18 protein-coding genes are annotated in these 21,977 nt (G+C 73.1%); 8 read left to right on the top strand and 10 right to left on the bottom strand.

Going from position 1 to position 21,977, the window contains the following annotated elements; translation table 11 throughout:
• Positions 1-72 precede the first annotated feature (72 nt).
• From AB0472_RS17065 to AB0472_RS17050, 4 genes are all read right to left on the bottom strand, one after another.
• On the bottom strand, positions 73-1,530 hold the full coding sequence (locus tag AB0472_RS17065; RefSeq protein WP_366357243.1) for a GH1 family beta-glucosidase: 1,458 nt from the start codon (positions 1,528-1,530) through the stop codon (positions 73-75).
• Between the two features lie 194 nt (positions 1,531-1,724).
• Complete coding sequence (locus tag AB0472_RS17060) at positions 1,725-2,645, bottom strand: carbohydrate ABC transporter permease (protein ID WP_366357242.1); 921 nt, start codon at positions 2,643-2,645, stop codon at positions 1,725-1,727.
• A gap of 14 nt (positions 2,646-2,659) precedes the next feature.
• Positions 2,660-3,652 carry a sugar ABC transporter permease gene (locus AB0472_RS17055; RefSeq protein WP_366357241.1) on the bottom strand — a complete coding sequence of 331 codons (993 nt, stop codon included), beginning with the start codon at positions 3,650-3,652 and terminating at the stop codon, positions 2,660-2,662.
• 215 nt (positions 3,653-3,867) lie between these two features.
• A complete protein-coding gene (locus AB0472_RS17050) occupies positions 3,868-5,184 on the bottom strand; it encodes an extracellular solute-binding protein (protein ID WP_366357240.1) in 1,317 nt (438 codons plus the stop codon).
• Between the two features lie 627 nt (positions 5,185-5,811).
• Here AB0472_RS17050 and AB0472_RS17045 point away from each other — a divergent pair.
• A complete protein-coding gene (locus AB0472_RS17045) occupies positions 5,812-7,257 on the top strand; it encodes a GH1 family beta-glucosidase (protein WP_366357239.1) in 1,446 nt (481 codons plus the stop codon).
• Between the two features lie 226 nt (positions 7,258-7,483).
• Here the strand turns inward: AB0472_RS17045 and AB0472_RS17040 are convergent, their stop codons facing one another.
• The 3 genes from AB0472_RS17040 to AB0472_RS17030 all read right to left on the bottom strand — a co-directional run bounded on the left by AB0472_RS17040 (position 7,484) and on the right by AB0472_RS17030 (position 11,238).
• Positions 7,484-8,968, bottom strand: coding sequence for a cellulose binding domain-containing protein (locus AB0472_RS17040; protein ID WP_366357238.1), 1,485 nt, complete (start codon positions 8,966-8,968; stop codon positions 7,484-7,486).
• A 132-nt stretch (positions 8,969-9,100) separates the two neighbouring features.
• Positions 9,101-10,531 (bottom strand): HAMP domain-containing sensor histidine kinase, encoded by a 1,431-nt coding sequence (locus tag AB0472_RS17035; protein WP_366357237.1) that lies wholly within the window; start codon positions 10,529-10,531, stop codon positions 9,101-9,103.
• Positions 10,528-11,238 (bottom strand): response regulator transcription factor, encoded by a 711-nt coding sequence (locus tag AB0472_RS17030; RefSeq protein WP_366357236.1) that lies wholly within the window; start codon positions 11,236-11,238, stop codon positions 10,528-10,530. Before AB0472_RS17030 ends, AB0472_RS17035 begins: the two co-directional genes overlap by 4 nt.
• 98 nt (positions 11,239-11,336) lie before the next feature.
• Between AB0472_RS17030 and AB0472_RS17025 the strand changes: the two genes are divergently transcribed.
• Entirely contained in the window at positions 11,337-11,870 is a 534-nt protein-coding gene (locus tag AB0472_RS17025) for a hypothetical protein (RefSeq protein WP_366357235.1), read from the top strand.
• 183 nt (positions 11,871-12,053) lie between these two features.
• On the opposite strand, the gene AB0472_RS17020 is transcribed toward AB0472_RS17025, so the two are convergent.
• Positions 12,054-12,923 (bottom strand): fused MFS/spermidine synthase, encoded by an 870-nt coding sequence (locus tag AB0472_RS17020; protein WP_366357234.1) that lies wholly within the window; start codon positions 12,921-12,923, stop codon positions 12,054-12,056.
• A gap of 36 nt (positions 12,924-12,959) precedes the next feature.
• Entirely contained in the window at positions 12,960-13,340 is a 381-nt protein-coding gene (locus tag AB0472_RS17015) for a hypothetical protein (protein ID WP_351712689.1), read from the bottom strand.
• 255 nt (positions 13,341-13,595) lie between these two features.
• On the opposite strand from AB0472_RS17015, the gene AB0472_RS17010 reads away from it, so the two are divergent.
• Complete coding sequence (locus AB0472_RS17010) at positions 13,596-15,074, top strand: hypothetical protein (RefSeq protein ID WP_366357233.1); 1,479 nt, start codon at positions 13,596-13,598, stop codon at positions 15,072-15,074.
• A 256-nt stretch (positions 15,075-15,330) separates the two neighbouring features.
• Here the strand turns inward: AB0472_RS17010 and AB0472_RS17005 are convergent, their stop codons facing one another.
• Complete coding sequence (locus AB0472_RS17005) at positions 15,331-15,927, bottom strand: histidine phosphatase family protein (protein ID WP_366357232.1); 597 nt, start codon at positions 15,925-15,927, stop codon at positions 15,331-15,333.
• Positions 15,928-16,151: 224 nt separating this feature from the next.
• On the opposite strand from AB0472_RS17005, the gene AB0472_RS17000 reads away from it, so the two are divergent.
• From AB0472_RS17000 to AB0472_RS16980, 5 genes are all read left to right on the top strand, one after another.
• Positions 16,152-17,105, top strand: a complete 954-nt coding sequence (locus AB0472_RS17000) for a phosphatase PAP2 family protein (protein WP_366357231.1) — start codon at positions 16,152-16,154, stop codon at positions 17,103-17,105.
• Positions 17,002-18,186 (top strand): hypothetical protein, encoded by a 1,185-nt coding sequence (locus tag AB0472_RS16995; protein ID WP_366357230.1) that lies wholly within the window; start codon positions 17,002-17,004, stop codon positions 18,184-18,186. Before AB0472_RS17000 ends, AB0472_RS16995 begins: the two co-directional genes overlap by 104 nt.
• Entirely contained in the window at positions 18,177-19,766 is a 1,590-nt protein-coding gene (locus AB0472_RS16990) for a hypothetical protein (protein ID WP_366357229.1), read from the top strand. Before AB0472_RS16995 ends, AB0472_RS16990 begins: the two co-directional genes overlap by 10 nt.
• On the top strand, positions 19,763-21,100 hold the full coding sequence (locus tag AB0472_RS16985; RefSeq protein WP_366357228.1) for an AAA domain-containing protein: 1,338 nt from the start codon (positions 19,763-19,765) through the stop codon (positions 21,098-21,100). The genes AB0472_RS16990 and AB0472_RS16985 overlap by 4 nt, the downstream gene beginning before the upstream one ends.
• 261 nt (positions 21,101-21,361) lie before the next feature.
• On the top strand, positions 21,362-21,724 hold the full coding sequence (locus tag AB0472_RS16980) for a hypothetical protein (protein ID WP_366357227.1): 363 nt from the start codon (positions 21,362-21,364) through the stop codon (positions 21,722-21,724).
• Positions 21,725-21,977: the final 253 nt, after the last annotated feature.

Below are 21,977 nucleotides of genomic sequence, written 5' to 3'. Positions count from 1 at the left end.
TTCAGGCCAGGAAATGTAACAGCCGTGACCCGGCAGCTCCGGGCCCCGTCGCCCCCGCGGGGCCGTACCGGGTCAGCCCTGTTCGCCGGCGCCCGGCAAGGCGTTCCGGCGGATCACCTCCGCGTACCAGTGTGCGCTGGCCTTGGGGATGCGGCGCTGGGTGCCGTAGTCGACGTAGACGGCCCCAAAACGCTTGGAGTAGCCGTAGGACCATTCGAAGTTGTCCAGCAGCGACCACAGGAAATAACCGCGCACGTCCGCTCCGTCGGCGACGGCCTGCCGGACGGCCTCCAGGTGGGAGTGGAGGTAGGCGATGCGCTGCGGGTCGTTCACCAGGCCCTCGGGCGAGACGTAGTCGTCGAAGGCGGCACCGTTCTCGGTGACCATCAGCGGCAGCCCCGGGTGCGAGGCCGCCAGCCCGGTCAGCAGGGTGTGCAGCCCGCTCGCGTCGATGGCCCAGTTCATGGCGGTGAGCTGGTCGTTGGCCAGGTGGAAGGCGACGTCGTCGGCGCCCGTCCACGGCGAGTGGGCACTCGCGCCGTGACCGTCGTCGCGGGTGCTGGCGCCGCCCTCGACGGCCGCGGAGACCACGGTCGGGGAGTAGTAGTTGACGCCGAGCAGGTCGATGGGGCGGGAGATCTCCGCCAGGTCGCCGTCGTGCACCAGCTCCGCCCAGTCCACGAGGTGCGCGGTGTCGGCGAGCAGGTCCTCGGGGTAGGCACCGTCCAGGATCGGGCCGGTGAAGATCCGGTTGCCGACCGCGTCGATCCGGCGGGCGGCATCGGCGTCCGCGGCGCTGTCGGTCAGCGGGCGCACCTGGTGCAGGTTGAGCGTGATGGAGGTCTGCGCGGTCGACGGCAGGTGCTCCCGCAGCGCCCCGATCGCCAGCCCGTGGGCCAGGTTCAGGTGGTGCGCGGCGCGCAGGGTGGCGGCCGGGTCGGTGCGCCCCGGGGCGTGCACGCCGGAGCCGTAGCCCAGGAAGGCGCTGCACCAGGGCTCGTTGAGGGTGGTCCACACCCCGACCCGGTCGCCCAGGGCGCGGGCCATGATCTCGGCGTAGTCGGCGAAGCGGTGCGCGGTGTCCCGCTGCGGCCAGCCGCCCGCGTCCTCCAGTTCCTGGGGCAGGTCCCAGTGGTAGAGGGTGGCGACGGGGGCGATGCCCGCTTCGAGGAGTTCGTCGGTGAGCCGCCGGTAGAAGTCCAGGCCGCGCTCGACCGCGGGCCCGCGTCCGGTGGGCTGCACCCGGGACCAGGAGACGGAGAACCGGTAGGCCTTGAGGCCGAGGTCCTTCATCAGCGCCACGTCGTCCTTGTAGCGGTGGTAGTGGTCGGCGGCGATGTCACCGGTGTCGCCGTTGCGGACCTTCCCCGGGGTGTGGCTGAAGGTGTCCCAGATGGACGGCGTCCGGCCGTCCTCGGCGGCGGCGCCCTCCACCTGGTACGCGGCGGTGGCGGCCCCCCAGACGAAGCCGGGCGGGAAGGAGGTGTCTGAGGCCGACTGGGCAGTGGTCTCGGTTCGTACGGCGGTCATGGTGAGAACGCTCCCGAAGTGGCGTGGGGAAGGGGGAAGGGGAAAAGGGGGGGCCGGCACGGTGCTGCCGCGGGGAGGACGGCCGGGACGCACGTGGGCGCCCCGGCCGGGTACGGGCCCGCGCCTGCGGCGGCCCCGTACGGGACGGCGGGTGGTGCGGGACGCCGGAACGCGCGTGGGCCGGCGGCCCGGTGTCAGCCCTTGACGGCGCCCGCCATGATGCCTCCGACGATCTGCTTGCCGAAGATCACGAAGACCAGGAGCAGCGGCAGCGTGCTGATCAGCGCGCCGGCCATGACGATGCTCTGGTCGGGGGTGTAGGAGGCGCTGAGCTGCCCGAGCGCGACCTGGAGGGTCGGGTTGTCCTGGTTCAGGGCGAGGAAGGGCCAGAAGAAGTCGTTCCACGCCTGGACGAAGGTGAGCATGCCGAGCACCATCATCGCGGGCCGGGCCGCGGGCAGGACCACGTTCCACACGATGCGGATGTTGGTCGCCCCGTCCACCTTGGCGGCCTCGATGAGCTCGTAGGGCAGGGCCTCCAGCAGGTACTGGCGCATGAAGAAGACACCGAAGGCGCCGACCAGGGTCGGGAAGATCACCGACTCCAGCTTTCCGCCCCAGCCGATGTTCGCCATCATCATGAACAGCGGGACCACGCTGAGCTGCGGCGGGATCGTCAGGGTGGCGATGACGGCGGTCATCAGGGCGCCCCGGCCGCGGAACCGCATCTTGGCGAAGGCGTAGCCGGCCAGGGTGCAGAAGAACAGGGTGGCCGCGGTGATGCAGCCCGCCACGATCACGCTGTTGACGATGGCCTTGCCCAGATGGGCCTGTTCCCAGGCGGCCTGGAGGTTGCTCCACAGCCTGCCGCCCGGCAGCAGCGGCGGGGGGCTGTCGAGGACCCGCTGCTGGTCGTGCGAGGCGGCCACCAGCGTCCAGTACAGCGGGAAGATCGAGCCCAGGCCGACGACGGCCAGGACGAGGTAGGTGAGGGGGCCGCCCTTGAGCTGCTGCCCGGCGCCCAGCTTCAGACGGACGCGGTTCCTGGCCGGGGAGGCGACCGGCGGCAGCGGGTCGAGGCCCGGCGCGGTGTTGGTGGGGCTGGTCGTGGTCATCGATATCGCTCCCGTCAGGCCGCGCTCTTGCGCAGGAACCGGCCGACGATCAAGTTGATCAGGGCGATGAGCAGCAGCAGGGCGAGCATGGCCCAGGCCACCGCCGCGGCCGGACCCAGATGCCCCAGCTTCCAGCCGTAGTTGTAGAGGTAGATGCTCAGGGTTTCGTACTGGTGCTCGTTGCCGCCGGTGGAGCCGAGCGTGCCGCCCTGGAGGAGCAGCGGCTCACCGAACAGCTGCATGGAGCCGATCGTCGAGATGACGATGGTGAACAGGATCGTCGGCCGCAGCGAGGGGATGGTCACCTTGCGGAACTGCTGCCAGCGCGTCGCCCCGTCGATGGCGGCGGCTTCGTACAGATCGGTGGGCACGGCCTGCATGGCCGCCAGGTAGATCAGCGCGTTGTAGCCGGTCCAGCGCCAGATCACGATGACCGAGATGGCGATCTTGGAGGTCCATTCGCCGTTGCCCCAGTCGGTGTTGCCGATGCCGACGAAGTGCAGCACCCAGTTGAGGATGCCGCCGTCGGCCCGGAACACCAGGGCGAAGACCAGGGCCGCCGTCGCCACCGAGGTGGCGTACGGGGTGAGGACCACGGTCCGCCAGAACGTGCTGGCGCGCAGCTTGTAGTTGAGCAGGTGGGCGAGGCCGAGGGCCACGAGCAGCTGCGGGACGGTCGAGATGACCCCGATCAGGAAGGTGTTCGTGACGGCCGTCCAGAACTCCGAGTCCTGGAGGATCTTGGTGAAGTTGTCGAAGCCGACCCACTGCGACTGGCTGAGGCTCGTCATCTCCACCCGGTGCAGGGCGATCCAGCCCGTGTAGAGGAGCGGGTAGAGCCCGAAGGCACCGAAGACGAGGAAGAACGGAGCGATGTACGCGTACGGGGACGCGATGTCGTCGAAGCGCCACAGCCGCCTGCGCCAGGTGCCGCGTGCGTTCGGTACGGCACCGGAGCCGCCGGCAGGCGGGGTGGGGGCACCCCGTGTGGGTGTCGTCGTTGCCACGGGGGATTTCCTTCCTGGGGGGATTCGGCCGGGGAACAGGGGCGGGACGGGGCGGGACCGGAGGGCGACGCCGGGGTCTCCCACCGCACCGGGCCCGGCCGGGGGACGCGGCGCGCCGGTGACCGGCGCGCCCTACCCACGCGCCGGGCACCGGAACCTCGTACGGCACAGCGCGCGGTGCGGACGGCCGGCGGGGCCGCCCGCACCGCGGGTCGTCAGCCGATCACCTTGTCGATCGCGTCGGTCGCGGCCTTCCACGCGTCGGCGGGCTTGGTGCCCCGCTGCTCCATGTTGTTGATCTGCGTGGAGATGGTGTCCTTGATCGTCGCGTCCTTCGGGCCGAGCACCGCCTCGGGGATGGTCTGGGCCTCGCCGGCGTAGATCTGGCCGATCGGCGCGTTGTTGAAGTACGGGAGCGTCGCGTTCTTCACGCCGGGCAGGTCGTAGGCGCCCTTGTTCGACGGGAAGACGCCGATCGCCTTGAACACCTCGGCCTGCTGCTCCGGGGCGGTCAGCCACTTCACCAGCTCGGCGGCCTCCTTGGTGTGCTTGCCGCTCTTCGGCACGGCCAGGAAGGAGCCGCCCCAGTTGGCCGCGGTCGAGCCGGGCGCCTTGGCTATGTCCCACTTGCCCTTGAAGGCGTCACCGGAGTTGGTGGAGATCTGCCCGGCCATCCAGGCGGGGCAGGCCACGGTCGCCACGCTGCCCTTGCGCAGCGCCGCCGTCCAGGCGTCGGTGAACTGCGCCAGTCCATGGGTCAGCTTCTTCGACGCGGCCTCGGCGGCCAGGTTCCAGCCCTGCTGCACGGAGGGGCTGTCCTTGTAGATCGGCTTGCCGCTGGCGTCGTAGTACTGCTGCGCGGAGGAGCTGACGACCGCGTTGTACATGGCGCTCGCGGAGTCCATGAAGTAGGTCCCGGACGGGGCCTTCTTCTTGTACTGCTCGCCGAGCTTGAGGTAGTCCTCCCAGCCGCCCGCGACGGCCTTGGCGACCGCGTCGCGGTCGGTGGGCAGACCCGCCTGCTGGAACAGGTCCCGGCGGTAGCACAGGGACATCGGGCCGATGTCGGTGCCGGCGCCGATGACCGTGCCGTCCGAGGCCGTGGCCTGCTTCTCCTTCCAGGAGACCCAGTCGTTCACGTCGATCGTCTTGCTCAGGTCGGTGAACTTGGCCGCCTGGGTGTCGACGACCTCCTTGATGCGGCCCACCTCGATGCCGGTGACGTCCGCCAGGCCACTGCCCGTGTTCAGCTGCTGAAGGAGCTTGGGGTAGTAGTCCTGCTCGTTGGCGGTGGTCTGCTCCTTCACCGTGATCTTCGGGTGCAGCTTGTGGTACTTCGCGAACAGGTCGGCCTCCTTGTAGCCGAACTGCCCGAAGTCCGCCACCGTGAGAGTGATGTTCCCGTTGGAGTCCGAGGCGTCCGAGCCGCTGTCGCTGCTGCAACCGGTCAGCAGCAGTGCCGAGGCGGTCAGGACCGTTGTGGTCAGGGCCGCCGCTCTGCGGCCGCGACGACCGGTACGGGTGATGCGCATTCCACTACTCCTTGTTCCAGTGGGGAACGGGATCTCAGGAAACAGACCGCCGGGGACCGGCGATCCGGACCTGCCCTCTCGGTGCGAGCAGCGGCCGGCCCACAGCACTCGACGTGCTGTGAAAAGGTGCTGGTCAACGGGGTGCGGTGACGACAGAGGGAAAGGCCATGGGGTGGTTCGCTCCACATGGGAGAGGTTCCCCGGCTGACCGTGGGACCGCTCCCACGCGGCATGCCGGAAGACTGGTTGTTGCCGGGCCGACTGTCAAGACTTGAAGACGGCGTTGTTGCCTAAGCGTGTTCCGCGCGTCACGGGAATGTGTCGCACCGGAGAGTTTCGCCGACCGGACATCAGCCCGTCTCATCCCGGAATCACGCAGGTCACAGCGGCGACGGTCGGCGGCGCCCCGGGAATTGGGCCGCCCGCCGCGGAGTGCAAGGGGTTTCCGGGACCAGAACGGCACACCCACGGAACGGGCGCCGAAAGGTGAACGGTGAGCGTTCCGGGGCCGGTTCCGACGGACCGGGCCTCCCCCACTCCGGATCCGGCCGCGAGGTCCGGCGACCCCCTTTGCCATGGGAGCGCTCCCATGCATAATGGCGCCAAGCCGACCATGGGAGCGCTTCCATGACCGATCCGCCGACCGATCCACCCACCGATCCACCCACCGAGAGGTTTCCCGCTGGCTTCCTCTGGGGCGCCGCGACCTCCGCCTACCAGATCGAGGGCGCGGTACGGGAGGGCGGCCGCACCCCGTCGATCTGGGACACCTTCAGCCACACGCCGGGCAGGACGGCGGGCGGCGAGACCGGTGACCTCGCCGTCAACCACTACCACCGCTACCGCGACGACGTGGCGCTGATGGCGGAGCTCGGCCTGAACGCCTACCGGTTCTCGGTCTCCTGGTCGCGCGTCCAGCCGACCGGCCGCGGTCCGGCCGTCCAGGTGGGCCTGGACTTCTACCGCCGGCTGGTCGACGAGCTGCTGGCGAAGGGCATCCGGCCCGCGATCACCCTCTACCACTGGGACCTGCCGCAGGAACTGGAGGACGCGGGCGGCTGGCCGGAGCGGGACACGGCGTACCGGTTCGCCGAGTACGCGAAGATCGTCGGCGAGGCGCTCGGCGACCGGGTGGAGCAGTGGATCACCCTCAACGAGCCCTGGTGCAGCGCCTTCCTGGGCTACGGCTCCGGTGTGCACGCCCCCGGCCGCACCCACCCGGCGGCCGCCCTGCGCGCCGCGCACCACCTCAACCTCGCGCACGGCCTCGCCACGTCGGCGCTGCGCTCGGTGACGCCGGCCCGCAACCAGGTGGCGATCAGCCTCAACTCCGCCGTGGTGCGGCCGCTTTCACAGGACCCGGCGGACCTGGTGGCGGTCCGCACCATCGACGACCTGGCCAACGGCGTCTTCCACGGCCCGCTCCTGCACGGCGCCTACCCGCGCACCCTGTTCGCCGCGACGGCGTCGGTGACGGACTGGTCGCACGTCCGCGACGGCGACCTCGCCGCCATCCACCAGCCGCTGGACGCCCTCGGCCTGAACTACTACACGCCCACCCTGGTGTCGGCCGCGTCCGGCACGACCGGCATCCCGCGCGCGGACGGTCACGGCACCGGCGCCCACTCGCCCTGGCCGGGCGCCGACGACGTCGCCTTCCACCGGACGCCGGGCGAGCGCACCGAGATGGGCTGGACGATCGACCCGACGGGCCTGCACGAGCTGATCATGCGCTACCGCCACGAGGCGCCGGACCTGCCTCTCTACGTCACCGAGAACGGCGCGGCCTACGACGACAGGCCCGGCCCGGACGGCAGGGTCCACGACCCGGAGCGCATCGCCTACCTGCACGGCCACCTCTCGGCGGTGCGGCGCGCGATCACCGACGGCGCGGACGTGCGCGGCTACTACCTGTGGTCCCTGATGGACAACTTCGAGTGGGCGTACGGGTACGGGAAGCGGTTCGGCGCGGTGTACGTCGACCACGGGACGCTGGCGCGGACGCCGAAGTCGAGCGCCCGCTGGTACGCGGCGGCGGCCCGGACGGGGGCGTTGCCGGCGGTGGCCGGCTGACAGGGCGGCCTGGTCGGCGGCCGCACCGTGCCCGGCGGCTGGTACACACCCCCTGGCGGAAGACCGCCCTGGTCGCGGGGGCCGCGGACGTCGGCGGCATGCTCCTTGCCGAGGCCCTCTTCGACGGCTTGCACCACCACGGCCCGCCGATGGGCGGGCCGGGTGGTTTCGGGGGGTTCGGCGGGCCGGGCGGGCCCGGCTTCTGAGCGGACGTGCCGCGGTGCGGTCAGCCGATCGCCGCGAACGCCTTCGAGAAGGCGAACCGGTCCTGGGTGATCGAGCTGCAGGTGGCGTCGGCGGTGGGCTTGGCGCCGCCCGCGCACTGCTGGTCGCGGGCGGCGGACCACATGGAGAGCCAGCCGAGGCCCTTGGACCTGGCGAAGTCGACGAGCTGGGTGGCGTCGTCCACCTTGAAGACCTCGGAGGAGACGTCGTTGACGCCGATCATCGGGGTGACCGCGACCGCCTTCCAGGCGGCGGAGTCGGAGAGCCCGAGGACGCTCTTGATCTGGGCCTGGGTGGCGGTGGCGGCCTGGGTGGCGTAGGTGCCCATGTCGCCGTTGTAGGAGGCGCCGTAGTCCATCGCCATGATGTTGACGGCGCTGATCCGCACGCCGTTGGCCTTGGCGTTGGACAGGAGGTTCACGCCGTCCTGGGTGAGGCCCTCCGGCATCACCGGGAGGGTGTAGGAGACGTCCAGGCCGGGGTGGGCGGCCTGGAGCTTGGCGATGGCCTTGGCGCGGTTGGTGTTCGCCGTGGTGTTGGGCAGCGCGCCGCCCTCCACGTCGAAGTCGACCTTGGTGAGGTTGTACGCGTCCACGACCTTGCCGTACGCCGCCGCCAGCGCGTCCGCCGAGGAACAGGTGGTGGCGAGTTCGGAGCCGGACGCGCCGCCGAAGGAGACCCGGACGTCACCGCCCTTGGCGCGCAGCGCGCCGATCTGGGACGCCACACCGTCGCTCGCCAGGTCCGTCACGCCGCCCCACTTGGGCGTGCAGCCGCCGCCGTCGGTGACGAAGGCCAGGTTGTAGTTCTTCACACCGGTGGCGTTCGCGGCCGCGAGGAGGTCGAACGCCGGGTAGAGGGAGGTGTCGACGTACGGGGCGAACCCGGCGGGGACGGTGGTGCCGGATCCGGTGGTCCGGGTCGGGGAGGCGGTGGGGGTGGCCGTCGCGGTGGGGGTGGAGGTGGCGGTCGCCGTGGCCGTCGGCTTCGCGGTCGGGGTCGCCGTCGCGGTCGGGGTGGCGGACTGTGTCGGGCGGCCGCTCGGCTCCGGGGTCGCCGTGCCGTCCGCCGAACAGCTCGCGTTGTCGATGCGGCAGCCGGTCGGGTCCCCGCTGCCGTTGACCACGAAGCCGACGGTGTCCGACTCGCCGGCCGCGAGGCCGTCCGTGTCCCACTTCGGCGGCTTCACGGTGACGTGCTGCCCGCTGACGGTGTACTCGGCGTTCCACAGCGAGCTGAGCTTCGCACCGGCCGGCAGGTCGAACTCGAGCGTCCAGGTCTGCTCCCTGGCGCCGCTGTTGTTCGTGACGACGTACTGCGCGGTGTACCCGGTCGACCAGTCGCTGGTCTTCGTGTACGCGGCGCCGACCCCGGCCGCCTGCGCGATCCCGGTGAACAGGATCGCCCCGCCACCGACCACGGCCGCCGCGACCAGACCGCCTATCGCCTTGTTCCTGCCACTGATTCTGCGCCGGTGCGTGCTCATGCCGTGCCTGCCTTCGCCTGCCAACGGGGGTGGGGTGCGGCAGCACGCTAGCCGCCGGGAATCGGACAAACGGCCGGATAGGGACGGCTGTTGGGGATCTTAGGGTGCGCTTAAGGAAGGCATCGGGACCGATTAAAGGTCGAGACCAATCCTGCCGGTGGTTCCCCCGGTCCCCCGTTTGCCCGGGTCCCCCGGCGGCCTGCGCGAACGGCGTCTGCGCACCGCTCCCCGGTGCCCCGTGCGCTCCGGTTTCCGGCCGTCCAGCTGGATCCAGATCCGCACCTCGGTGCCGCCCAGCACGGACGACCCGATCCGCACGTCACCGCCCGTCGACTCGGCGAGCCGGCGCACGATGTCAAGGCCGAGCCCGGTCGACCCGGCCGCCCCGGAACCCCGCCCGCGGGCCATCGCCGCCTCCGGGTCGCGGATGCCGTGCCCCGCGTCCGAGACCAGCATGATCACCGCGTCCTCGGCGTTGTGCACGTCGACGGCGAAGGCGGTGCCCTCGGCGGTGTGCCGGAAGACGTTGCCGAGCAGCGCGTCGAGCGCGGCGGCCAGGTCGGCGCGGGCCACGGGTATGCGCACCGGCCGGTCCACGCCGGCCACCCGCCACTTGCGACCCTCGTCCTCCGCGAGCGCCGACCAGAACCCCATCCGCTCGCGCACCACCTCGGCCGCGTCGCACCCGGCGCCCGGCCCGACGGCCGCGGTCTGCGGCTTGGCCTCCCGCGCGGTCCGGATGATGGTGTCGACCTCGCGCTCCAGCTGCGCGACGGCGGCCCGGGTCTGCTCGGCGGCGGTCCCGTCGCCGAGCGAGGCCGCGTTCAGCCTCAGCACGGTGAGCGGGGTGCGCAGCCGGTGCGACAGGTCGGCGGCCAGCTCCCGCTCGTTCGCCAGCAGTTGGACGACCTGGTCGGCCATCGAGTTGAACGCGACCGCCGCCAGCCGCAGTTCGTTGGGCCCCTCCTCCGGTACCCGCGCCCCCAGCTTGCCCTCGCCCAGTTCGTGCGCGCCCTCCACCAGCCGCTGGGCGGGCTGCACCATCCGTACGCCCAGCCGGTCGGCGACCGCGACCGAGCCGATGATCAGCGCCAGGCCGACGGCGGCGAGCACCGCCCAGGCCGTGCCGACCCCGTTGGTCACCTCGGACTCGGGCACGTACACCTCGACGACCGCGATGGCACCGGAGCTCAGCGCGACGGGCTGCAGCAGGGTCGATCCGCCGGCCACCCCGGTGGTGGAGGCCCGGCCCAGCTTCCGAACGGCCGCGATGTCCCGGTCGGCGGCGCGCTGCCGCCCGATGTCGACGGCGGCCTGGCCGCCGGCGGCCGGTATGTGCACGGCCATGCCCCGGTCGGCGCCGGCCGCGGCCACCACCCGCTCCAGCTTGTCGCGGTCGGTGGTGATGGACAGGGCCGGGGCGACGGCGGCGGCCTCCCGCTCGGCGTTGGAGAACGCCCGGTCGCGGGCCAGCTCCTTGACGACCAGGCCGAGCGGGACGGCGAAGGCGACCACGACCATCGCGGTGACCGCGAGGCAGACCTTGACCAGAGCCCATCTCATCCGACCGGCCTCGCTTCCCCGCCCGGTGGCTCCAGCTTCACGCCGACGCCCCGCAGGGTGTGCAGATACCGCGGCCGGGCCGCCGTCTCGCCCAGCTTCCGCCGCAGCCACGACAGATGCACGTCGATGGTCTGGTCGTCCCCGTAGGCCTGCTGCCACACCTCCGCCAGCAGCTCCTTGCGCGGCACCACGACCCCGGGCCGCCCGGCGAGGAAGGCCAGCAGGTCGAACTCCCGCCGGGTCAGGTCGAGTCGTACCCCGTCCAACTCGGCCTGCCTGCGCAGTGGATCGACGGCCAGCCCGCCGACCCGCAGCACGCTCGACGGGGCCGGCTCGCCGCCGCCCGACCGCGCCCGGCGCAGCACGGCGGCCATCCGCGCCGACAGGTGCTCGACGGAGAACGGCTTCGTCAGGTAGTCGTCCGCCCCCGCGTTGAGCAGCCGGACGATCTCCGTCTCGTCGTCCCGGGCGGTGGCGATGATGACGGGCACGTCGGTGATGCCGCGCAGCATCTTCAGCGCCTCGGAGCCGTCCAGGTCGGGCAGTCCGAGGTCCAGCACGACGACGTCGAAGCGGAAATGGGCGACCTCGCGCAGGGCCTCCAGTGCCGTGCCGACGCTGCGCACGGTGTGCGAGGCCTCGGTGAGATGCCGGATGAGCGCCGAGCGGACGAACTGGTCGTCCTCGACCACGAGCACACTTGCCATGCGCCGCACCGTACGCCATGCGGCAGGCGCCGGTCGGAGCCTGTGGATAACTCGGGTCGAGTGCGCGGGGCGGTACCCCTGAGGCAGTATGGCCCGCGATGCGCAGAGGACTCGTACACGTGATGGCCTGGCTGCTCGCCACGGGCGCGGCGGTCACGCTGTCGTGGTGGGGCGTCCACGCGGTGATGGCGGCCACGGCCTACGACCCGCCCCGCGCACTCCCCGTCACGGCGGCGGACGACGACCCGACGCCCCAGGGCGCCAAGTCGCTCGCGCCGGCCGCGTCCCGCGCCCCGAGCCCGTCGCACCCCGCCTCCCCGCGCCCGGCGGCGACTCCCGCACCGACGCCGTCCCGGACCGCGGCCGGCACCCCGAGCCCGACCGCCACCACCTCCTCCGCCACCGCTTCGGGCCAGGTCAAGGCGTACGACACCGATGGCGGCCGGGCGGTCTTCGACCTGGGCGACACCAGCGCGACCCTGGTGTCGGCGACGCCGGGTACGGGCTGGTCGATGCAGGTGTGGAAGACGGAGACGTGGATCCGCATCGAGTTCAGCAGGAGCACGGACCGTGTGTCCGTGTTCTGCACGTGGCACGACAGCGCACCGCAGGTGCAGGTCGAGACGTACTGAGTGCCGGCCGGGGGGGACGCTCACCGGCGCCTGCCTGGCACCGCCCGCGCCCACCCGTGCCGCCCCAGGGGCACGACCGCCGGCGGCTGTGCAGCTGACAGCGCCCCGTCAGGGGCGCTGGCGATCCCCCCGGCCGAAGGCTGGGGGAGGAACTGCGCGATCAGACCCCACCGGTCCGCGGGTTCAGCGGAACACCGAAGGCGGTGGGGAAGGTGAAGCCACGGCCACCGCGTCCGTCACGGCGGCCGCGCCGCCGGTGAAGTCCCGTAGGGAACGCCCGTGTTCGACCCGCCCCGGGTGCGGATCGGATGCGCAACGCCGGGTCAGTTCCGCGACCGGGAGCTGTACGTCGGCCGCCACCAGCACCGCGTTGCCGAACCGCTTCCCCCGCCACACCCCCGCGTCCGCCACCACCGCGACCTCCGCGAACCGCGCCCCCGCGGTGGCGATCTGACCCCTCAGGTGGGTCAACGGCGGCCCGTCCGCGAGGTTCGCGGCGTACGTTCCCCCCGGCCGCAGCACCCTCCGCACGGCGTCCAGGAACTCCGTGGACGTCAAGTGCGCCGGAGTGCGCGCCCCGCTGAACACATCCGCTATGACCAGGTCCGCCCACGCCTCCGGCACCCTGCCCAGTCCGTCCCTGGCGTCCACGGACCGCACCCGTATCCGCGCGTTCGCGTCCAGCGGCAGCTCGCGCCGCACCAGCTGGACGAGGGCCGCGTCCCGCTCCACGACCTGCTGCGTGGACCGGGGCCGGGTCGCGGCGACGTACCGCGCCAGCGTGAGCGCACCGCCTCCGAGGTGCACGACCTGCAGGGGCCTGCCCTGCGGTGCGACCAGGTCGATGACATGGCCGAGCCGGCGCTGGTACTCGAAGGAGAGGTATGCCGGGTCGTCGAGGTCGACGTGCGACTGCGGGGCGCCGTCGATGAGCAGTGTCCAGGCCCGGCCGCGGTCGGGGTCCGGGATGAGCTGGGCGAGGCCGCCGTCGACGGCCTCGACCACGGCCTCGGCGGCGGCCGACCGGCGACGTGAGTTCCTGGACTTGCCCATTTTGCCATTTTCCCAGGCGGCGGCCGTCCGGGAAATTCAGCGGCAGCTGTCCGCCGCCTCGATCATCCGGGCCGCCTCCCCGAGCGCCCGCCGCAGCACCGCCGGATCGGTCGCCAGCTCGGCCTCGCCGGGCGGCAGCAGCCAGTCGGAGCCCTCGACCGGCGGCTCCGGGCTGAGCCGCAGCCCGCGGCCCTCGGTCTCGGTACAGGTGCTGCCGGGTACGTCCCAGCCCGCCGCCGTACCGGCCGGCACCACGAAGCCGAGGGTGCCGCCCCCGTCGTCGTGGAGCACGGGACCCACCGCCTCCCCGGCCCCCCGGCGCAGGATGTCGACCGCCTCCAGGCCCTGCCGGGCCGGCACCGTCACGAGGTCGCATCCCGCGTCGTCACAAGGATCGTTGCCCTGGCTGGTCTCCATGCCGGCCTCCACCGCGCAGCCCTCTTGCAGTCCATGCGGTCCAACGCGCCACCGCGTCAACGGCTACGGCGGAAGTCAGCCGCAAAGGATGGCAGTTCATGGCAGATCGTGCATGAGATATCCGGTTTGTAGCCAAACCCAGCGTCACGGGTCCGACACAGCAGGTACGTTCTTGCCCGCCGGAATCTAGGGTCCACTCGGACAACTCATCACGAGTCCGGCATGGTTCGACGGTTCGCACGAGAGGACCCGGCCATGACGTCGTCCACCACGACCTCGTCGCAGCCCGATCGGCCGGTACGGCCGAACCTCGCCTTCCGGCAGGTACGCGGTCGGCACTCGCCGGCCGAGTTCGCCGCGCTCGTTCGGCGTGCCGCCCGCGAGATCGGTGAGCGGGTGAGCTGTGACGCGCGCTACATCGGCCGGGTCGAGGCGGGTGAGATCCGCTGCCCGAACTACGCCTACGAACGGGTGTTCCTGCACATGTTCCCCGGTCGTACGCTCACCGACCTCGGTTTCGCGCCCCGCTCGTCCGTCCGCGGACGCGCGGCGCGGCCGCCGGGCGACGTGCCCCTGGTTCTCGGCCGGGGTGAGACGCAGGGGGCCGCCGAGCCGTATGACCCGCAGGATCCGCACCACCCGCACGACCGGCATGACCCGCGCGAGACGCGGAACCCGCAGGACCCGTACGAGACGCACGACAACTACGAGGAGAGCGACGTGCTGCGTCGCCTATTCATGACCGGCGGAGGGGCCACCGTGGCCGCCGCCACCCTGGGCCCGCTGGGGTTCACCATCGACGCCGTGGCGGCGGACCGGCCGGTGCGCCGTGCCGGGTCCTCGCACGCGGCCGCCCTGGAGGAGGCCGTACGCCGGATCCGGCTGCTGGACGACCGGCACGGCGCGGACGGGCTGTACCGGCGCGCGGCGGCTCCGCTGCGCGCGGCGTACGCACTCCTCGACGCGGGCGCGACCCGGCAGACGACCGCCGAGCGGTTGCACTCGGGCGCCGGTGAACTGGCCATCTCGGTGGGCTGGCTGGCCCATGACTCGGGCCGCTTCGACGACGCCCGCTCGCACTACGCGGAGGCGCTGGCGACGGCGCGGATGACCGGGGACGCCGGGCTGGAGGCGCACGCCTTCTGCAACACCGCGTTCCTGGCGCGGGACGCCGGGCGGCCCCGGGAGGCGGTGCGGGCGGCCCAGGCCGCGCAGCGGGTCGGCCGGCCCCTCGGCTCGGCCCGCCTGATGTCCCTGCTCGCGCTGCGCGAGGCGGGCGGCTGGGCGGGGCTCGCCGACCGCACCGGCACCGAACAGGCGCTGGCCCGCGCACAGATCCTCTTCGAGCGGGGCCGCTCGGACGCCGACCCCGAGTGGATGAGCTTCTACGGAGAGGCCGAGCTGGAGGGCCTGGAGGCGCAGTGCTGGTCCATGCTGGGCGACTGGCGACGCGCCGCACGCCACGCGCACCGGGCGGCCGATCTGCAGGATCCGCACTTCACGAGGAACATCGCGCTGTACACGGCGGAACTCGCCGACGACCTCGCGCGCGGAGGGCGTCCGGACGAGGCGGCGACGGCCGGCATGCGGGTGCTGGACCTGCTGGACCAGGTCCAGTCGTCCCGGATCCAGGGGATGCTGGCGGGCACGGCCCGGGTGCTGCTGCCGCACCGCCGGGCCGGCGGCGTCCAGGAGTTCCTGGACCGGCACGCGTCCACGCCGAGGGGCGTGTAGGGCCGACAGGGGTGGACCTGTAGTCGTTCGGCTGCGGGTGGGTGGGGGCCGGTCGCGCAGTTCCTACCCCCAGCCTTCGGCCGGGGGTACCCCAGCGCCGCTCACGGGGCGCTGCCCAGCCGCGCCCTGTGTCCATACCCAGCTGCGGGCAGGCGTGCCGCACGGCGGCACGGGTGGGCGCCGGGGATACCCCCGGCCGAAGGCTGGGGAAGGCACCCTGCCAGCGCCGGTAAGCGCTCCCGCCCCCGGCCCGCCGTCAGCCGGCCAGATGCCCCAGGTCGTTCCAGCTCTCGATGGCGGGCTCGCCGTACGCCCACCCCAGCACCGACAGCGACGTCGGGTTCAGCCGGATCCGGGCCGCGAAGTCCAGCGGCAGCCCCAGCCAGCGCGTCCCGATCGACCGCAGGATGTGCCCGTGGGCGAAGATCAGCACGTCGCGGTCGGCCGAGCGCGCCCAGGCCACGACCTCGTCGGCCCGCGCGGTGACCTCCGCGAGGGACTCGCCCCCGGGGACACCGTCCCGCCAGATCAGCCAGCCGGGGCGGACGGACTGGATCTCCGCGGGGGTCAGGCCCTCGTACGCCCCGTAGTCCCACTCCATCAGCGTGTCCCAGCGGGCGGCGCGGTCGCCGAAGCCGGCGAGTTCGCAGGTCTCGCGCGCGCGAGCCAGCGGGCTGGTGCGCACCTCGGCGTCGGCGAGGCCGTCGAACGGCGGCCGGTGCAGTCGCTCCCCGAGCAGCTTGGCCCCCCGCCGGCCCTCCTCCAGGAGCGGTACGTCGGTCCTGCCGGTGTGCTTGCCGGACAGCGACCACTCGGTCTGTCCGTGCCGGGCCAGCAGGATGCGCGGTGCCATGGGAGGAGAACCTTTCGGGAGAAATTCGGAAGCGGGACACCTCCATCATCGCCCAGGCTGGAAAGGCGCCGGGAACGGGGCGGGACGCGGGCAACCCGGCGCGCGCTCTCCGCGTCTTTGACTCCTGAGCGCCCCGCACGGGCGGGGAATTCGCGCAACGTAAAGTGTCACGGTCGGCCCGCCGGGTGCCGCGCGGACAGCGAAGAGAAGGGGGAGGCAGTCGGATGCCGCAGACCGAGATACCGGGCACCGAGGTGGCTGCACGAACCCGGCTGCGCTGGTGGACCGAGCTGCCGCTGATCCTGCTGGTGTACGGCTGCTACACCGCCGGCCGTCTGCTCGCGCGCGGGAACACGTCCGCCGCCGTCGACCACGGCCTGGCGATCCTGCGCATCGAGAAGGCGCTGCACCTCAATGCCGAGCACCCGCTCAACCGCCTGTTCACGCGCGAGGCGTGGCTCGGCGTACCCGCGGACTTCTGGTACGCCTCGCTGCACTACCTGGTCACCCCGGTGATCCTGGTCTTCCTGTTCCGCAAGCGCGCCGAGGTCTACCGGCGGGCCCGCACCTGGCTGATGACGTCCACGTTCATCGGCCTGATCGGCTTCACCCTGCTGCCCACCTGCCCGCCCCGGCTGCTGGACGTGAAGTACGGGTTCGTCGACACGATGGCCCAGTACAGCTCGTACGGCTGGTGGGGCGGCGACGCCAGTGCCCCGCGAGGCCTCGGCGGCATGACCAACCAGTACGCGGCGATGCCGAGCCTGCACTGCGGCTGGGCGCTGTGGTGCGGGGTGATGCTGTGGCGCCACGGCGGCAGCCGCCTGACCAAGGTGCTCGGCGTGGCCTACCCGCTGCTGACCGCGATCGTCGTGATGGGCACCGCCAACCACTACTTCCTGGACGCGGTCGCGGGCGTGTTCGTGATGGGCGTGGGTCACCTGCTGGCGCCGTACGTGATGCGGGTCGCGGATCTCGTCCGGGTGCGGATCACCCCTGGCGCCTCCCTCGTCGCAGCGCGCTCGGGCGTCGCGGGCTCCCCGATTGTCAGTGGCGGATGCCAGACTTCGGCGGGTGAGCGAATTCCAGCGCAGCGCGAGTCCCGGCTCGCCCCCGCAGCCGAACCGGACGCTTCCCCCACAGACGCGGGGGACGGCGCTGCGGCACCGGCTCGCTGAGCTGCGCGGCCCCGCGGTCCCGGCCAAGGCCCTGGACGCGCGTGCCCTCGCGGCGCTCGCCGCGAACCCGGGGTGCAGGCGGCGGGCGATCCTGGACGGCGCCGGGGTGGACAAGACCGCGCTGGCGAGCGCCCTCGGCTCGCCGTCGGCCTTCGGCCAGTCGCAGTTCGCGCTGACCCGGGGCAACGCCTTCGAGGCGAAGGTGAAGGCGGACGGCGGCGCCGAGCTGCTGCGGCTGGTGCGCGCCCACCTCGACCCGGGCGCCGAGCCGGCCGAGCGGGCCACCGTGCCGGACCTGTCCGCGATCGGGCCCGAGGGGCGTACGGCCCGCACGGCGCTGGCGCTGCGCGAGGCCGTCGAGACGGGCGGCTGGGCGCTGTTCGACCATCCGATGCTGGCCCTCGAGGTGGCCGGCTCGCCCGCGTTCCTGGAGCCGGACGCCGTGGTCGTGCACCCGGACGGCAGCTGGACGGTCGTGGAGATCAAGTCCTTCCCGATGCTGGACGGCTCCGCCGACCCGGCGAAGGTGGGCGCGGCCGCCCGGCAGGCCGCGGTGTACGTGCTGGCCCTGGAGCAGGTCGCGGCCCGGCTCACCCCGGCCCCCCGGGTCCGCCACGACGTGCTGCTCGTCTGCCCCAAGGACTTCGCCAACCTGCCGACCGCCGCCGCGGTGGACGTCCGCAAGCAGCGCGCGGTCACCGCCCGCCAGCTGGCCCGTCTCACCCGTGTCCAGGACATCGCCGACGCGCTCCCGGAGGGCACCTGCTTCGCCCCCGACCTGCCCGCCGAGCAGCTGACGGCGGCCGTGGACGCCGTCCCCGCGACGTACGCGCCCGAGTGCCTGTCCGCGTGCGAGCTGGCCTTCCACTGCAGGCAGCGGTCCCGCGCGGCCGACGAGGTGACCGCGCTGGGGCGGGCGGCGCGAGCCGAGCTGGGCGGGCTGAGCACGGTCGAGGAGGTGCTGTCGGCGGCGCGCGGCGAGAGCGGTGACCCGGCCGATCCGGCGGTGGCGGCCCTGCGCCGGGCGGCGGCCCTGCGTGCCGAGGCGCTGAGCGGTGCCCGGGAGGCCGTGTGTCACTGATCACCACCCTCGCCCGCCTCGAGGCCGTCAGCTCGGGCCGCGCGCAGCCCGCCGCGACCGTCCGCCACCGACACCTCTCCGACCGCCCGCTGGTCTTCGTGCCGCTCACCACCGCCGGTGAGGCCGGTGCCCCGCTCGGCGCCCTGGTCGGCACCGACCGGGACGCCCCGCGGCTGCTGGTCGTACCCCAGCCGCGCGACCGCGACCTGCGGTTCGCCTTCCTCGCCGAGCTCGCCGACGTCGTCCTGCCCCACCTGGACTCCTACGCCGCCGGCGTGGAGGCGGCCGAGCGCACCGAGACCGACCCGGAGACCGGCAAGCGGGTCAAGGTCGAGGTCGAACTGTGCGCGGACGCGCCCCAGTTGATCGTCCCGGGACGCGCGGGCATCGAGTACGTACGGCTGCTGGGCCGCTCGATGCGGTTCCGGCGCACGGCGGAGCAGGAGCCGGAGGCGCCCTATCCGGCGCCGCCCCGGGTGCCGTTGCTCGGCCGCTGGCTCACCCACTTCGGCGAGCGGGCCCGGGTCCCCGGCTCGTCCCTGCTCCTCGCCATGACGGACCTGCTGTCCCGGCACTGGGCGACCGGCCAGTCCGGCGTCGAGGACCAGCACCTGGGCGCGCTGCTCGCCTGGATCGCCCCGCCGGACGGCAGCACCGGCGCGGCGGCCGCGCGGGTGGCCGAGCTGGCGCGGGACGGCGACGGCCAGTTGCTGTGCCCGCCGGCCGGGCCCGCCACCGACCCGGCCTTCGACAACAAGCTGCTGGCCCCCGCCCTCGAGCGTTACGACCGGGCCCGCACCGCCCTCGCCGAGGCCGAGGACGGCCTCCAGGCCGACGACCGGCTGATGATCCTCACCGCCGCCGAGCGGGAGGTCCGCGCCCTGGTGGAGAGCCGTACCCGGCCCACCTGGGACGCGGTCTGGCAGGGCCTGGACCTGCTGCGCGGGCTGCCGGAGGGGGCCCGGGTCGAGGAACGGTGGACGCGCGACCGCTGGTCGTTCACCGGTCACCGCGACCGGGTGCTGGCCGGCGAACCCCCGCAGCCGCGCCGCGACGACGCGGTGACCGCCGCGAACAAGCTGGCCACGCGCGAGCGCGAGCAGGCCCGCCTCGACGCCCAGGAGGCCCTCGACGACCCGCTGGTGATGGCGGGGCGGCGGCTGTCCGGGGAGGCGTTCGCGGGCGAGGTCCTCGACGTCGTCATGGCGTACAGCGAGGGCAAGCGGCCCAGCCCGCGCCCGCTGCTGACCGTACGCACCGAGGACCGGCCGCAGCTGGGCGAGCGCGCCAAGGCGTACCGCTCGCTGGGCGGCAAGCCGCAGTCGGCGGAGTTCGTCGGGTACGAGGCGGAGGGGGTCCTGGTGCTGCGCGTCCTGGACAAGATGGGCCGTGGCAAGGAACCCGAACCCGGTTCGGTCCCGGAGAAGGGCGATCGGCTCCTCTTCACCCTGTTCGAACACGAGCAGCGCGGCGGCGCCAAGCTGCCCGACCCGGAGGACACCCCGTGGACGCACGGCGGCCCGCCGGGCGAGGCGGCACCGGAGGCGGCCGACACCGCGACACCGGAGGACATCCTGTGACGACCACGGACTTCGATCCCGGCACGGCCGCCGCGCGGGCCACCGCCGCGATCCTGCACGACACCCTGCACGGCACCGAGCGGGGTGTGGTCGTGGACTCCCCGCCGGGCGCAGGCAAGTCCACGCTGGTGGTCCGCGCCGCGCTGGAACTCGCGGAGGCGGGCCGCCCGCTGATGGTGGTCGCGCAGACGAACGCGCAGGTCGACGACCTGGTCCTGCGGCTCGCCGAGAAGAACCCGGAGCTGCCCGTCGGCCGCCTGCACAGCAGTGACGCCGACCCGTACGACAAGGCGCTGGACGACCTGCCGAGCGTCCGCAAGTCGGCGAAGGCGGCCGAGCTGAAGGAGGCGCGGGTCGTGCTGTCCACCGCCGCGAAGTGGGCGCACGTCAAGGTGGACGAGCCGTGGCGGCACGCGATCGTCGACGAGGCGTACCAGATGCGCTCGGACTCCCTGCTCGCCGTGGCCGGCCTGTTCGAGCGGGCGCTGTTCGTGGGCGACCCCGGCCAGCTGGACCCGTTCGCCATCGTGGGCAGCGAGCAGTGGGCGGGCCTGTCGTACGACCCGTCGGCGTCCGCCGTCTCCACCCTCCTCGCCCACAACCCGGGCCTGCCCCAGCACCGTCTCCCGGTCTCCTGGCGCCTGCCGGCGTCGGCCGCGCCCCTCGTCTCCGGCGCGTTCTACCCGTACACCCCGTTCCGCAGCGGTACCGGCCACGGCGACCGCCACCTCACCTTCGCCGTTCCCTCCGACGGCTCCGGGCCGGACCGGGTGATCGACGAGGCGGCGGAGTCCGGCTGGGGCCTGCTGGAACTGCCCGCCCGGCACACCCCGCGCACCGACCCGGAGGCGGTCCGCGCGGTGGCGGCGGTGGTGCGGCGGCTGCTCGACCGCGGTGGCGCGGCCCGCTCGGAACGCTCCCCCGCCGCCTCCCCCCTCACGGCCGACCGGATCGCCGTCGGCACCGCCCACCGGGACCAGGCGGCGGCCGTCCGCGCGGCCCTGGCGGAGCTGGGCGCGGCCGACGTCACGGTCGACACGGCCAACCGTCTCCAGGGCCGGGAGTACGACGTGACGGTGGTCCTCCACCCGCTCTCCGGCCGCCCCGACGCGACCGCCTTCCACCTGGAGACGGGCCGTCTCTGCGTCCTCGCCTCCCGCCACCGCCACGCCTGCATCATGGTCTGCCGCGCCGGCGTGACCGACCTCCTGGACGACTACCCGTCGACGGAACCCGTCCAGCTGGGCACCCTCGTCAAGTTCCCGGACGGCTGGGAGGCGAACCACGCGGTACTGGCACATCTGGCCGAGCACCGGGTGACGTGGCGGCCCTGACGGACACCCGCCCCGGTTCCGCCCACCCGCCGGACGGAGTCCGGCACGCCGCCGGAGGCGGCCGAAACGCCACAGCCCCGGACGGCTGGGAGGCGAACCACGCGGTACTGGCACATCTGGCCGAGCACCGGGTGACGTGGGGGTCCTGAGCGGCCGAGCGGAGGGGCAGCCGTCGGCCTCGGGGTCCCCTTGCGCGGGCGCGGGACAATGGACGGTGGTCATCGGACCCCAGTCATCGACACCGTACGAGGAGGACCAGACATGGCGGAGCCCACGCCGCGTCGGAACGAACCGCGGCTACGCCCCGCGCCCCTGCTCTTCGAGCCAGTGGAAGCGGTCGCCGACCCCGAGCACTTCTTCGGCCTGGAGTCGATCGACGACCCCGGGGCGCTGCTGACCCGTGCGACGGAGCTGACCCAGGCGTTCCGGATGGCCACCGACCGGGCGGTGGAGTTCCAGGCCATGGCCGCCGCCCAGCTCGCCGACCCGCGCCGCTTCGACCGGCTCACCCCGGCCGACATCGCCGAGCGGGCGGAGTGGACCGAGGACTACGCGAAGAAGATGGTCGAGTTCGGCCGGGATCTGCTGAGGGGGCGGGAGGGGCAAGGGCCCGAGCAGATCTAGCCGGAACCGGCGCATGGCATATGCCGGGTGGGCAAGATACCCCTCTCCGTTGGCTCCTGTCCGGGTTTCCCGCAACTGACGGCGAGCAGGTGTGCACGAGGGGTATCAATGCCTCATGAGCCGCACACCGTACGAGACCTTCCCGGGCCGGGGGGGGGCCGGGGGCGCCGCGGCGGGGGGCGCCCCCCCCCGGGCCCGCCGGCAGGGCGACGCCCGGCCCGGTGCGCGGGCGGGGTAAAAGTCCCTCTTCCCC

Source organism: Streptomyces sp. NPDC086777, from assembly GCF_040702065.1.
Taxonomy (GTDB): domain Bacteria; phylum Actinomycetota; class Actinomycetes; order Streptomycetales; family Streptomycetaceae; genus Streptomyces.
Note: the sequence above shows the minus strand (reverse complement) of the source record. Positions and strands in the feature narration are given on the sequence as shown.